This window comes from Microbacterium shaanxiense (genome assembly GCF_054779995.1).
Genome location: NZ_BAAGXE010000001.1, coordinates 677,311 through 688,729, shown reverse-complemented (window position 1 = coordinate 688,729; position 11,419 = coordinate 677,311). Strand labels below are relative to the sequence as shown.

Annotated in this window: 11 protein-coding genes; 4 read left to right on the top strand and 7 right to left on the bottom strand. The window is 67.7% G+C overall.

Annotated elements, in window-relative coordinates; all coding sequences use genetic code 11:
- Positions 1-64: 64 nt before the first annotated feature.
- The 3 genes from ACYVG2_RS03175 to ACYVG2_RS03165 are packed head-to-tail and all read right to left on the bottom strand — an operon-like array spanning position 65 to position 3,663.
- Positions 65-1,096, bottom strand: coding sequence for an LOG family protein (locus tag ACYVG2_RS03175; RefSeq protein WP_448965311.1), 1,032 nt, complete (start codon positions 1,094-1,096; stop codon positions 65-67).
- A 1-nt stretch (position 1,097) separates the two neighbouring features.
- A complete protein-coding gene (locus tag ACYVG2_RS03170; RefSeq protein ID WP_460779643.1) occupies positions 1,098-2,852 on the bottom strand; it encodes a proline--tRNA ligase in 1,755 nt (584 codons plus the stop codon).
- A gap of 40 nt (positions 2,853-2,892) precedes the next feature.
- Positions 2,893-3,663, bottom strand: coding sequence for an isocitrate lyase/PEP mutase family protein (locus ACYVG2_RS03165; RefSeq protein ID WP_460779642.1), 771 nt, complete (start codon positions 3,661-3,663; stop codon positions 2,893-2,895).
- Positions 3,664-3,715: 52 nt separating this feature from the next.
- Here ACYVG2_RS03165 and ACYVG2_RS03160 point away from each other — a divergent pair, with 52 nt between their 5' ends.
- From ACYVG2_RS03160 to ACYVG2_RS03150, 3 genes are all read left to right on the top strand, one after another.
- Positions 3,716-5,152, top strand: coding sequence for an RNB domain-containing ribonuclease (locus ACYVG2_RS03160; protein ID WP_460779641.1), 1,437 nt, complete (start codon positions 3,716-3,718; stop codon positions 5,150-5,152).
- Between the two features lie 72 nt (positions 5,153-5,224).
- A complete protein-coding gene (locus ACYVG2_RS03155; protein ID WP_460779640.1) occupies positions 5,225-5,734 on the top strand; it encodes a helix-turn-helix domain-containing protein in 510 nt (169 codons plus the stop codon).
- 73 nt (positions 5,735-5,807) lie between these two features.
- Positions 5,808-6,266, top strand: a complete 459-nt coding sequence (locus ACYVG2_RS03150; protein ID WP_460779639.1) for a GNAT family N-acetyltransferase — start codon at positions 5,808-5,810, stop codon at positions 6,264-6,266.
- 11 nt (positions 6,267-6,277) lie between these two features.
- On the opposite strand, the gene ACYVG2_RS03145 is transcribed toward ACYVG2_RS03150, so the two are convergent.
- Genes ACYVG2_RS03145 through ispG form a run of 4 tightly spaced genes read right to left on the bottom strand, consistent with a single transcriptional unit; the run spans position 6,278 to position 9,257 of the window.
- Positions 6,278-7,147, bottom strand: a complete 870-nt coding sequence (locus tag ACYVG2_RS03145; RefSeq protein ID WP_460779637.1) for an alanyl-tRNA editing protein — start codon at positions 7,145-7,147, stop codon at positions 6,278-6,280.
- On the bottom strand, positions 7,147-7,479 hold the full coding sequence (locus ACYVG2_RS03140; protein WP_460779636.1) for a nuclear transport factor 2 family protein: 333 nt from the start codon (positions 7,477-7,479) through the stop codon (positions 7,147-7,149). Before ACYVG2_RS03140 ends, ACYVG2_RS03145 begins: the two co-directional genes overlap by 1 nt.
- A 10-nt stretch (positions 7,480-7,489) precedes the next feature.
- Complete coding sequence (locus tag ACYVG2_RS03135; protein WP_460779635.1) at positions 7,490-8,098, bottom strand: SIMPL domain-containing protein; 609 nt, start codon at positions 8,096-8,098, stop codon at positions 7,490-7,492.
- 7 nt (positions 8,099-8,105) lie between these two features.
- On the bottom strand, positions 8,106-9,257 hold the full coding sequence (gene ispG / locus ACYVG2_RS03130) for a flavodoxin-dependent (E)-4-hydroxy-3-methylbut-2-enyl-diphosphate synthase (protein WP_448965302.1): 1,152 nt from the start codon (positions 9,255-9,257) through the stop codon (positions 8,106-8,108).
- Between the two features lie 235 nt (positions 9,258-9,492).
- Here ispG and ACYVG2_RS03125 point away from each other — a divergent pair, with 235 nt between their 5' ends.
- Positions 9,493-11,403 (top strand): anthranilate synthase family protein, encoded by a 1,911-nt coding sequence (locus ACYVG2_RS03125; RefSeq protein ID WP_460779634.1) that lies wholly within the window; start codon positions 9,493-9,495, stop codon positions 11,401-11,403.
- The last annotated feature ends 16 nt before the right edge of the window (positions 11,404-11,419 follow it).

Genomic DNA, 11,419 nt, shown 5'->3' with positions numbered 1-11,419 from the left:
CTGACACGACGAAAGGTCGCCTGCATCCGCTTCACAGCAGATGCAGGCGACCTTTCCCGTGGCTTCAGGCCGCAGAGCCGAGCGCGTTGATCGCGTCGATGAGCCGGTACAGACCGCCGACCTCGCGCTGGCGCAGGCGCAGCGCCAGCCGCGGCAGCTCTACGCGGTCGTTGTCCGCCTGCTCGATCGCGTGGGCGCCGATCAGCTCGATCCGACCATCGACCAGCAGTGGGGCGAACTCGGCGTTCAGTCCGTCGATCTCGGCATCCGTAGGCGTGTTCTTCAGCCGCAGGATCAGCACGTCGTCCACCCACCGCAGCGAGTCGTAGTTGCGCCAGAAGCCGGTGATCTCGGCGACGGCCTCCTCGGCGGAGTCCGTCACGAGCACACGGTCGAAGTCGTCGGCCGAGATGACCCGTGCCGGGATCAGGCTCTCGACGATGAACCTCTCGAGCCCCTTCCAGAACGTGCCGCCTGGCTGGTCCAGGAGCACGATCGGCATCGGCTCGGCCTTGCCCGTCTGCTGCAGCGTCAGCAGCTCGAACATCTCGTCCAGCGTGCCGAAACCGCCGGGGAGGCAGATGAACCCGGTCGATTCCTTGACGAGCATGAGCTTGCGGGTGAAGAAGTACTTCATCTCCACACGGTGCGTGTCGTCGGCGACGACGGCATCCGGCTTCTCCTCGAAAGGAAGACGGATCGACACGCCGAGCGCCATCTTCTCCCCCGCACCCTCGGCAGCGGCCTGCATGATGCCCGGCCCTGCGCCGGTGACGACCATCCACCCGCGCTCGGCGAGCACGGATGCGACCGAGCGCGCCTGGACGTAGAGCGGGTCGTCCTGGGTCGTGCGTGCCGAGCCGAAGACCGTGACCTTCGGCACATCGGCGTACGGCCGGAACAGACGGAACGCATCGCGCATCTCGACGAGCGCGGCCGACGCGATCTTGAGGTCGAGCCGGTCGGTGTCCTCCTGGCCCAGCAGGATGCCGGTGCTGAGCATGCGCCGGATCAACGAACGGTTCTTCGTGATCCCGGCGTCGGCCATGATCTCGTCGACCGCCGCGGTGAGTTCGTCCGGCTGCGAGTCGCTCATGTCAGGACGTCAGTCTCTCGATCGCATCATCCAGCGAGAGCGCGTCGCGCTCCCCCGTGCGGCGATCCCACAGCTCCACCTGGCCGTCGGCAGCGCCGCGCCCGATCACGAGGACTCTGGGGATGCCGACGAGTTCGGCGTCGCCGAACTTCACACCCGGCGACACCTTCGGACGATCGTCGTAGAGCACGTCGTATCCGGCGGCCTCCAAAGCGGCGGAGGCCTTCTCCGCGACGTCGTACGCGATCTGATCACGACCCGCCGCGACGACGTGCACGTCGAACGGTGCGACGGATGCCGGCCAGATGAGGCCCTTGTCGTCGTTGTGGAGCTCGGCGATGATCGCGAGGATGCGGGTGATGCCGATCCCGTAGGAGCCCATCGTGACGGTGACGAGCTTGCCGTTCTCGTTGAGGACCTTGAGCCCCAGCGCCTCGGCGTACTTGCGTCCGAGCTGGAACACGTGGCCGATCTCCATGCCACGGGCGAGCGAGACCGGGCCCGACCCGTCCGGTGCGGGGTCGCCGTCGCGGACGTTCGCGATCTCGACGATGCCGTCGGCCTCGAAGTCGCGGCCGGCGACGACCGAGTGCGCGTGCTTCTGGTCGATGTTGGCGCCGGTGATCCAGCGAGTGCCCTCGGACACCCGGGGGTCGACGAGGTAGCGGATGCCGGTGGCGGATTCCTCACCCAGGACGGCGCCCGTCGGCGACCAGGGGCCGATGTAGCCCTTCACGAGGAGCGGGTTGTTCTCGAAGTCGTCGTCGGTCGCAGTCGAGACCTCGGCGGGGGCGAACGCCACTTCGGCGCGCTTCTCGTCCACGTCGCGGTCGCCGGGAAGACCGACGATCACGAGCTCACGAGTGCCATCCAGGTGAGTCAGCGCGAGGACGACGTTCTTGAGCGTGTCCGCTGCGGTGTACTCGCCATCGAGCACGGCGTTCGAATGCGCGACCAGGGTCTGGATCGTCGGTGTGTCAGGCGAGTCGAAGACCGTCGCCTCGGGCGCGTCGTCGTACGGGACGGCGTCAGGGACCGCGGTCGTGAACGCTTCGACGTTCGCGGCGTAGCCGCCGCCGCTGCGCACGAACGTGTCCTCACCGACGGGCGTCGGGTGCAGGAACTCCTCGCTGCGTGAGCCGCCCATGGCGCCGGCATCCGCCTGCACGATGACGTACTCGAGGCCGAGGCGCTGGAAGATGCGCTCGTAAGCGTCGCGCTGCGCCGTGTAGCTCTCGTCGAGGCCCTCGTCGGAGACGTCGAACGAGTAGGCGTCCTTCATGGTGAACTCGCGTCCGCGCAGCAGGCCGGCACGGGGACGGGCCTCATCGCGGTACTTGTCCTGGATCTGGAAGATCGTCAGCGGCAGGTCCTTGTACGACGAGTACAGGTCCTTAACGAGCAGCGTGAAGGCCTCTTCATGGGTGGGCGCGAGGAGGTAGTCGGCGCCCTTGCGGTCCTGCAGGCGGAACAGCAGGTCGCCGTACTCGTCCCATCGGCCGGTGGCCTGATAGGGCTCGCGCGGCATGAGGGCGGGGAAATGCACCTCCTGCGCGCCGGCGTTCGCCATCTCCTCTCGGACGATGGTCTCGATCTTCGCCTTGACCTTCAGACCCAGCGGGAGCCAGGCGAAGATACCGGCGGCCTGACGGCGGATGTAGCCGGCGCGCAGCAGCAGCTTGTGACCGACGACCTCCGCTTCAGCGGGGTCTTCACGGAGCGTGCGGAGGAAGAATTTCGAGAGACGAGTGACCACGCGTCAAGTCTAGTGACCGTGGTCACTCGTTCTCGGACCATCAGTTCAGCGCGCGGGTGCTCGCGGGGATGACGCCGTCCGCATACAGGCTGGTCGCGACGTCCTGCACCGCCGTGAGCGCGACGCGCTGGATCATCGGACCGTACGAGATGCGCGCAACGCCGAGCGCCTCGTACTCGGCGGCGGTGAGGGCGCCGGGGAGGCCGATGACGCTGATCTTGCGCTCGCCGATCCCCTCGACGAGCTGCCGGGTGACGTCGGCGTCGAGGATGCCTGGGACGAAGACGCAGGTCGCGCCGACGTCGAGGAACGCACGGCCGCGCTCGATGGCATCCGCGATGCTCTCCTCGACCGGTCGGTCTCCCCCGCGGACGAACGCGTCGGTGCGCGCATTGAGCGCGAACGGCACGCCTTCGGCCTCACCCGCCTTCACGATCGCCTCCATCACCGCGACCGACTCCGCGAGCGGCTTCAGTCGGTCCTCGACGTTCGCGCCGACGATCCCGGCGGCGATCGCCAGACGCGTCGTCTCGCCGGCGTCGTCGTAACCGTCGTCGAGATCCGCCGACACGGGAAGATCGGTGGATGCCGCGATCCGGCCCACCATGTCCAGCATGAGCTCGCGCGGGATCTGGCCGTCGGCGTACCCGAAGGTCGCGGCGATCGAGTGCCCGGCGGTGGCAAGGGCGGTGGTCTGCGAGACGTCGGCGACAGCCTTCGCCGAGATCACATCCCACACGTTGACGACACGGAGGATCTCCGGTGCGTTGTAAAGGGCGACGAGGCTCTGAGCCTTCTCTGCAGCGGTCATGTCTCCACGCTAATGCCGTGGATGCGGACGCGGGGCGGCTTAGGGTGAAGTCATGCCTCAGCGTCGATCGCACATCGCCCCTTCCGCCGTCGAGAGCGAACTCGCCGCCGCGCTCGCGGCGCTGCGCGAAGACCTCGACGTGCCGACCGAGTTCTCGCCCGAGGCCGTGGCCGAAGCCGAGGCCGCCAGCGCACCGGAACCCGAACTCGATCTGCGAGACGTGCCCTTCGTCACGCTCGATCCGCTGGGCGCCAAAGATCTGGATCAGGCGATGCACCTCGCCCGAAACGGTTCGGGTTTCGAGGTTCGCTACGCGATCGCGGACGTTCCCGCCTTCGTCGAGCCGGGTGGTGCTGTGGACGCGGCGGCCCGTGAACGAGGCCAGACGCTGTACGCCGCTGACGGGTCGATACCGCTGCACCCGCGCGCGCTCAGCGAGGATCGCGCGTCCCTGCTGCCCGACCAGGACCGGCCGGCCCTGGTGTGGACGTTCGAACTGGACGAGGCCGGAGCGGTCTCAGAGTTCCGGCTGGAACGCGCTCTGATCCGTTCCCGCGCGCAGCTCGACTACGAGAGCGCTCAGGAGTCGCTCGACCGCGGCGAGGAGAGCGCGCTGTCGCTGCTTCCGGTGATCGGCGGCCTGCGTCAGAAGCTCGAAGCGCAGCGCGGTGGCGCCAGCCTGAACCTCCCCGATTCGGAGGTCGTCCAGCGAGAGGACGGCACCTACGGCATCGACCGCCGGCATCCGCTGCCCCTGGAGGACTGGAACGCGCAGCTCTCGCTCATGACGGGTATGGCCGCAGCGACGCTCATGATCGACGCCGGAGTCGGCGTGCTGCGCACGATGCCGGAGCCGGATGAGAAGGCGTTCACCGCATTCCGCCTGCAGACCGAGACGCTGGGCAGGCCGTGGAAGAGCGGCGAGTACGGCGAGTATCTCCGCTCGCTCGATCGCGACGACCCCCTCACGCAGCCGGTCCTGGAAGCGGCGGCATCGCTCTTCCGCGGCGCAGGATATGTGACGTTCGACGGCTCGGTCCCCGATGACATCGAACAGGCGGCGATCGCCGCGCCCTACGCGCACGCCACCGCTCCCCTGCGGAGACTCGTGGATCGCTGGGCACTCACGATCTGCCTCGCGGTGTCTCGCGGTGAGCAGGTGCCGACCTGGGCGCGCGAGTCGCTCGAGCAGTTGCCGGCGCTGATGCAGGAGTCGGGCCGGCGCGCCTCCAGGCTGAACGCCGACACCGTCAACCGCGTGGAGGCTGCTCTGCTGGCACCGCTGGTCGGTTCGACGGTCGACGCGACGATCATCGAGATCCGCGAGGATCGCGCGACGATACAGATCGCCGACCCGGCGGTGACGGCATCCGCTCCCCTGCCTTCGAACGCGAAGCCGGGTGACACCGTGCGATTGCACCTGATCCGTGCCGACATCGGCAAGGGCGAGGTGGAGTTCGCGCTCGCCGGGTCGGTGGCGGGTCGTTGACGGCCTGTTGGCGGGATGCCGGCGTGTTCATGACGTGGTGCCGGCGGGAGGTGTGAGGCGAGCATGAATTCCGTGAACAAGACACGAATCATCGGACTCCGACAGGCACAGGGCTGGACGCAGGAACGGCTCGCGAACGAGAGCGGCGTGGGCATACGCACCGTCCAGAGGCTGGAGGCGGGTCAGGATGCGAGCCTGGAGACCCTCTCGCTGGTCGCCGAAGCCCTGCACGTGCCAGTGCGGGATCTCTTCATCGAGATCGACGGCGAGGCGCTGAGCAGCCGGGTGGACTCTCTGGAGGACCGTACCGAGCAGCAGCAGGCTGCGCGTGACCGGATCAGCGGGGCGTGGCGGTGGCTGTACATCGGCGTCGGCGTCGTGCTCACGCTCGTCGCCTTCACGTTCCCGCAGGGGCTGGTGCTGTTCCTCGGGTACTGGGTCGGCGGCTACATCATCCTCGTCGCGATCCGTCGGATCTATCTGGAGCCCCACCTCGACGAGAAGTACCCGCTCTCCCGGGCGAAGGAATCGCGACGGGCACGGCGGGCGCGTGAGAATGCACGGTCCTCAGCGGAAACCTGAGATCTCACCCGCGACGCGTGCAGCCGGCGGACGACGCAACATCCGCGAAACACGGCCCTGAGACGATGTCCACATGTGGCGCATCCGTCCCGACGATCTCACCGGAGACGCGATCCGTGCGCTCGTCATCGAGCATCTGACGCACATGCGGAGCCTTTCGCCCGCGGAGAGCGTGCACGCCCTCGATGTCGCGGCGATGCGCGAGCCCGGCGTGACGATGTTCACCGCGTGGAACGATCGAACGCTCGGCGGAATGGCCGCCCTGAAACGCCTGGACGCCCACCGTGGAGAGTTGAAATCGATGAGGACGACCGATGCAGCGCGCGGACGAGGAGTCGGCCGCGCGCTGCTTCGGCACGTCGTGGACATCGCGCGGGCGGAGGGACTCGCCTCGCTGTCGCTCGAAACGGGATCAGAAGACGAATTCGCCGCAGCGAGAGCCCTGTACGCCAGCGAAGGCTTCATCGAGTGCGGGCCGTTCGCCGACTATGTCGACGACCCGCTCTCGGTGTTCATGACCCGAAGCCTCTGACGCGGTCGGGGTCACTTCGTGGCTGGAGCAGCCGACGTGTTCATGACCAGCAGCTGCGCATCCGACAGGTCGAGCGCGACATGGATGCTCGAGAACGCCGACAGTGCATCGACGTGCGTGCCGCCGCACGGGATCACCGCCACGCCGTCGGGCAGATCGCAGCGCCAGCGCCGAAGATCGATGATGCGGGGCCCATCGATCTCGATACTGCTCGGCGCTGCTGACGCCACCCATGCCGCGAGCTTCGCGTTGATCGCCTCTTCACGCGCCGCCAGCGTCGCTGCGAACACCTCGGTGTCGAAACCTGCCTTGCGCAGACTCTTGCCGAGACGGTACTCGTCGACGCTGCCGTCTTCGTGGATGCGGCTGGACTGGTTCGCACGTCCCTCGAAATCAGGATTGCCCAGGGCATCGACGCCCGGTTCCTTGCGCCAGAGATCAGCCACTGCGAGATCCAGCGCCAACGAGGCGAGATGGCAGGCGGTGTGCCCGCGGCTCAGTCCCGCTCGTCGGTCGGAATCGACATCGAGGCGAACCGTGGAGCCTTCCGCGAGTCCGTCCGGCGCCGCGCCGTCGAGCCTGTGGGCGACGAGCCAGGTCCACCCCTCCGCTCCTCGTTTGACGGGGATCTCCGCCCCGACGGCGAACTCTCCCGCATCGCTGAGAGCAGCCATCACCGCTTCGGTGACGGTGGCATGCTCATCGCCGAAGCTCAGCACACCGGCATCCCCGGGTTGATCCGGCCAGGTGTGGTCCACCGGATGGAACGGCGTGGTGTCCACGACGACGACGACGCTGCCCTCCGGCGTCCGCTCGATGCGTGTGACGATGCCTTCGCCGCTGACGGCACCCGCCGCGAACGTGACCTCCGTCGCCGCCATCAGTGAGCCGGCGGAATCGTGAAGCTCGCCAGTCGGTCGCCGGTGACGACGAAGATGCCGTCGGACTCGCCGTTGAACACGCGGCTCGACCAGCCGAATCGGATGCGCGTCGTGTCGCCCTCGGTCTCCGCGGAGAGCACGGTCATCTTCGCGCCGGCACCGATGGCGTCGGAGTCGGCCCAGGCACGGACGCCGTCCCGGCCACTCTTGACCGTTCCCCAGTCGCTCACGAATCCATCGGGTGCGAAGGCCCCGACGAACGCGTCGGTGTCCGCGTCGTTGATCGCATCGACGAATGCCTGCGCGGGAGCGGGAAGTGCGGTCTCAGCCATCATGTCCTCTTCAGTCGGTCTCGTATTCGCCCGTGATGCTCACGCGCACGGTGATCTCAGGAATCGTGAGTTCGTCGCTCTGGCCCGCGGCAGCACCGCGCCCGCCCTGAGGTGTGTAATCGGCCTTCTCGGTGATGCGCTCGACGCTGTTCACGTCGGACCCGAGCGCCGCAGCGAAGTCATCCGCCTTGGCACGCGCGTCGTGCACCGCGGCCGTGCGGAGCTCTTTCGTGACACGATGCTTGGTCGCGTCGGTCAGCGCCCAGGAGGTCGCGACCGTGGCGCCGAGTGCGCTCAGCTCGGCGACGGCATCCGCGACGAGCGCGAGCCGGCCGAGCTTGACTCGAACCGTGCCGCTCGTGACGTGATCCTGGTGCTTCTTGCCGTCCTTGTCCGACCACGTGCGCACGTTCGTGGCGAGCGGGTCGACCGAGTGCCACGTGGCGGCACCCGATTCCCGCAGCTGCGCGACATGGTGTGCGATCCGGGTGTGCACCGCCGTGCCCTGCGCGATGGACTCGGCGCGATCGCGATACGCGACCGCGACCTGTGCCGTCAGCGTCGCCCTCTCTGCGCGCAGATGCCGCTCGCCGCGGCCTTCCACCGTGATCAGCGTCATGAGCGCATCACGCCGTGACGACCTGCGCGGTGCCGAGCGGCGCCTCGGGCCCCATCTCGGCGGCGATGCGGTTCGCCTCCTCGATCAGGGTCGCGACGATGTCAGCCTCAGGGACCGTCTTGATGACCTCGCCCTTGACGAAGATCTGGCCCTTCCCGTTGCCGGACGCCACGCCGAGGTCGGCTTCGCGTGCTTCACCTGGGCCGTTCACAACGCACCCCATCACGGCGACGCGCAGCGGGACCGTCATGTCCTTGAGGCCTTCGGTCACGTTGTCTGCCAGCGTGTACACGTCGACCTGCGCACGGCCGCACGAGGGGCAGGAGACGATCTCGAGCTTGCGCTCGCGCAGGTTCAGCGACTGCAGGATCTGGTGGCCGACCTTGACCTCTTCTGCCGGCGGGGCCGACAGCGAGACGCGGATCGTGTCGCCGATGCCCTCGGAGAGCAGGATGCCGAACGCGGTCGCCGACTTGATCGTGCCCTGGAAGGCGGGTCCGGCCTCGGTGACGCCGAGGTGCAGCGGCCAGTCGCCGCGCTCGGCGAGCAGACGGTAGGCCTTGACCATCACGACCGGGTCGTTGTGCTTGACCGAGATCTTGAAATCGTGGAAGTCGTGCTCCTCGAACAAGGACGCCTCCCACACGGCGCTCTCCACGAGTGCCTCCGCAGTGGCCTTGCCGTGCTTCTGCAGGATGCGCTTGTCGAGCGAACCGGCGTTCACACCGATGCGGAGCGAGACTCCGGCAGCCTTCGCCGCCTCGGCGATCTTGCCGACGTTGCCGTCGAACTCGCGGATGTTGCCCGGGTTGACACGCACGGCGCCGCAGCCGGCGTCGATGGCGGTGTAGATGTAGCGCGGCTGGAAGTGGATGTCGGCGATCACCGGGATCTGGCTCTTCATCGCGATGATCTTCAGCGCATCCGCGTCGTCCTGGTGCGGAACCGCGACGCGCACGATCTCGCAGCCGGAGGCGGTGAGCTCGGCGATCTGCTGGAGCGTGGCGTTGATGTCGGTCGTCTTCGTCGTGGTCATCGACTGGACGCTCACGGGCGCATCGCCACCGACGAGCACCTTTCCGACGCTGATCTGCCGGGACTTGCGTCGGGGACTCAGGACTTCGGGGACGCGCGGCATCCCAAGATTCACTGCAGGCACAAGACCAGGTTACGCCGCCCGGGTCGTCGGAGGCTGGAACCCGGCTCCATGCGGGCCGGTTTCGGATGCCGCGACGTCTGAGCGGGCTGCCGCACTGTGATAGTTTCGGCGCATGCTCGCGAACTTCATCTGGTGGCCCGCCTCTTAGGCGGTGTGTTCGCGTTCCCACGAATCCAGACCGCCTCCGGGGCGGTCTTTTCGTGAGCCGAGCCGGAGCCCTGCACAGGAGACATCGATGACCGATACCGCAGCCCTGCTCGACGCACTCGTTCAGGACCCTGACGCGTCCTTCGTGCTGATCGCTCGCGACGGCGCTCAGAATGTCGAGGTGCTCACCGGAGACGTCGAGGACGTCGATCTGCTCGCAGACATCCCGCTCTCCGCCGATGGGATCCCGCGTGAGGTCTTCGCGATGGTTCCGTATCGGCAGGTGCGCGAGCGCGGCTTCGAGGCGCAGGACGATGGCACTCCCCTGCGGTGCCTGATCGTCGACCGGCACGAGCATCTTCCCCTTCACGAAGTCGCGGAGTCGCTGCCCCAGGACACCGTCCCGTTGAAGGATGCCGGTTTCGACATCAGCGATGAGGATTACGCCGAGATCGTGACGCGGGTGATCGCCGATGAGATCGGTCGTGGCGAAGGGGCGAACTTCGTCATCCGCCGCGACTACACCGCCAGGATCGACCTCGGTGCGGGCGATGCCCACCGTGCGGAGCGGACGGCCGCGCTCACCTGGTTCCGAGCCCTGCTGACGCACGAGCGCGGCGCCTACTGGACCTTCGCCGTCATCACGCCCGGTCACATCGCCGTCGGGGCGAGTCCGGAAGCGCACGTCGTCGCGCGTGACGGCATCGTGACGATGAATCCGATCTCCGGGACGTTCCGTCACCCCGCAGGCGGGGCCACGAAGGACACACTGGTCGAGTTCCTCTCCTCCACCAAGGAGACCGAGGAGCTCTTCATGGTGGTGGACGAGGAGCTGAAGATGATGAGCGCGGTCTGCTCGGACGGCGGTCGGATCACGGGCCCGCATCTGAAGCAGATGTCGCGGCTCACGCACACGGAGTACATGCTGCGCGGTCGGAGCAGGCTCGATCCGCGCGACATCCTCCGCGAGACCATGTTCGCTCCGACGGTCACGGGCTCCCCGATGCAGAACGCCTGTTCGGTGATCCGCCGGCACGAGACGAGGCCGCGCGGCTACTACTCCGGTGTCGCTGCGTTGTTCACGCCGAACGCCGACGGCGGCCACGACGTCGACGCTCCGATCCTGATCAGGACGGTGTACCTGGAGAACGGTGAGCTCCGCGTGCCGGTCGGAGCCACGCTCGTGCGTCACTCGGATCCGTTCGGTGAGGTCAGCGAGACCCACGGCAAAGCTGCCGGTGTGCTCGGCGCGATCGGTGCGATCGCACGCGACGTCGTGGCCGAGACCAAGATCGATCCGGATGCCCCCGCCGCCGAGACGACCCTTGCCGACGATCCCGACGTCGCCGAGCTGCTGAGTTCGCGCAACTCGCGCCTCGCGGAGTTCTGGCTGAACCCTCAGGAGGACGGTTCCGCGGGGCCGTTCGCCGGGCGCCGGGCGCTCGTCATCGACGCGGAGGATCGCTTCACGACGATGCTCGCCCATCAGCTGCGCCACCTCGGACTCGACGCGACGATCGTGCCGTGGAGCGACGTCTCCGATGCGGACGTCGACGCCGCCGAGTTGCTGGTCGCCGGACCCGGACCGGGTGACCCTCGCGACGAGAGCATCTTCCGGGTGTCGCGCATGCGCGAGATCGTCGCGCGTCGGCTGGCAGCCGGTGCGCCTCTTCTCGCCGTGTGCCTCAGCCATCAGATCCTGGCAGACAGCTTCGGCATAGAACTCGCACCGCTCACGACGCCGCACCAAGGACTGCAGAAGGTCGTGCCGGTGTTCGGCGAGGACGCATCGATCGGCTTCTACAACACCTTCACGGCTCGAGTGACGCCAGGGACGAAGGTCGCAGGTTCAGCCGAAGTGTCCGCAGACCCTGTGACGGGCGATGTCTACGCCTTGCGCGGCCCGTCGTTCGCATCGGTGCAGGGCCATCTCGAGTCGATCCTGTCCCGAGACGGCATCCGCACGCTGGAGCGTCTGATCAGCGACGCATTCGCCTGATCAACGACTCGAAGAC

Coding starts and splice junctions, on each gene's coding strand:
- ACYVG2_RS03175 (WP_448965311.1), bottom strand. CDS start 1,096: ATGAGCGACTCGCAGCCGGACGAACTCACCGCGGCGGTCGACGAGATC.
- ACYVG2_RS03125 (WP_460779634.1), top strand. CDS start 9,493: ATGACCGATACCGCAGCCCTGCTCGACGCACTCGTTCAGGACCCTGAC.
- ACYVG2_RS03165 (WP_460779642.1), bottom strand. CDS start 3,663: ATGACCGCTGCAGAGAAGGCTCAGAGCCTCGTCGCCCTTTACAACGCA.
- ACYVG2_RS03140 (WP_460779636.1), bottom strand. CDS start 7,479: ATGGCTGAGACCGCACTTCCCGCTCCCGCGCAGGCATTCGTCGATGCG.
- ACYVG2_RS03150 (WP_460779639.1), top strand. CDS start 5,808: ATGTGGCGCATCCGTCCCGACGATCTCACCGGAGACGCGATCCGTGCG.
- ACYVG2_RS03160 (WP_460779641.1), top strand. CDS start 3,716: ATGCCTCAGCGTCGATCGCACATCGCCCCTTCCGCCGTCGAGAGCGAA.
- ACYVG2_RS03135 (WP_460779635.1), bottom strand. CDS start 8,098: ATGACGCTGATCACGGTGGAAGGCCGCGGCGAGCGGCATCTGCGCGCA.
- ACYVG2_RS03145 (WP_460779637.1), bottom strand. CDS start 7,147: ATGGCGGCGACGGAGGTCACGTTCGCGGCGGGTGCCGTCAGCGGCGAA.